Below are 971 nucleotides of genomic sequence, written 5' to 3' on the forward strand. Positions count from 1 at the left end.
CCCAAGAACACACACGACGCCTAAAACACCGAGCAAAACCCGTTTCATCTTCCGCTCCCCGCCTTGCTTTTTCCGCACTTTAACACATCTCAGAATACGTCCTTGTTATCGCGCACAAACCTCTATATATGAATACATATTCATATATAGAGGTTAAGCATGAAGAAGCGCGACCAGCCAGACGACGAAGAAACCATCCTCGTCGCCGAAACATTCAAGCTCTTAGGCGACCCAAGCCGCCTGCGCATCGCGCTTGCCGTGATGGATGAGCCGGTGGCTGTCGGCGCCATCGCGGTACAACTCGACCTCTCCCCCTCGCTTGTGAGCCATCATCTGCGCCTCCTCCGAGCGGCACGGCTGGTGCGCCCTGAACGGGAAGGACGCACCGTCCGCTATTCCATCCACGACCATCACATTGAACATGTGGTGAAAGACATGCTGGACCATATCCGCGAAGGAGACAGGTCATGAGCCATACCAACAGTCACGAGCATGATCACGGGGCCGATCATACCCACAGCCATACGCCAGATGTTAACCGTGGCAATCAACGGCGCGTGCTCGCAGCCATGTGTCTGACCGCGGGCTTCATGGTGGCGGAAGTCGTTGGCGGCGTTCTGTCTGGATCTCTCGCGCTCATTGCCGATGCTGGGCATATGGCGACAGATGCAGCCGCACTTTTCCTTGCCTATATTGCTTTTCGGCTTGTAAACCGACCGGCCGACGCCAATCAATCCTATGGATATCACCGCGCAGAGACCTTGGCAGCGTTCGTCAACGCTCTCACCATGATCGCCCTTGTTGGCTGGATCCTGTTCGAAGCGGTCCAGCGCTTTTTTGAGCCGGTTGAAATTCTCGGGGGTCTGATGCTCTGGGTCGCTATCGGTGGTTTGCTTGTAAACGTGCTCGCCTTCTGGCTTCTGCATTCAGGCGAGAAAGAAAACCTCAACATGCAAGGCGCTGCCGTGCAC

2 protein-coding genes are annotated in these 971 nt (G+C 55.7%); both read left to right on the plus strand.

Going from position 1 to position 971, the window contains the following annotated elements; translation table 11 throughout:
* Positions 1-159 precede the first annotated feature (159 nt).
* Positions 160-471, plus strand: a complete 312-nt coding sequence (locus JXQ85_RS16455) for an ArsR/SmtB family transcription factor (RefSeq protein WP_421750056.1) — start codon at positions 160-162, stop codon at positions 469-471.
* Positions 468-971 (plus strand): cation diffusion facilitator family transporter (locus tag JXQ85_RS16460; RefSeq protein WP_421750057.1); only part of this gene is annotated, 504 nt, incomplete at its 3' end. The genes JXQ85_RS16455 and JXQ85_RS16460, both read left to right, overlap by 4 nt.

Origin of the sequence: Cognatishimia sp. (assembly GCF_049116455.1) — a bacterium.
In the GTDB taxonomy this organism is placed as follows: domain Bacteria; phylum Pseudomonadota; class Alphaproteobacteria; order Rhodobacterales; family Rhodobacteraceae; genus Cognatishimia.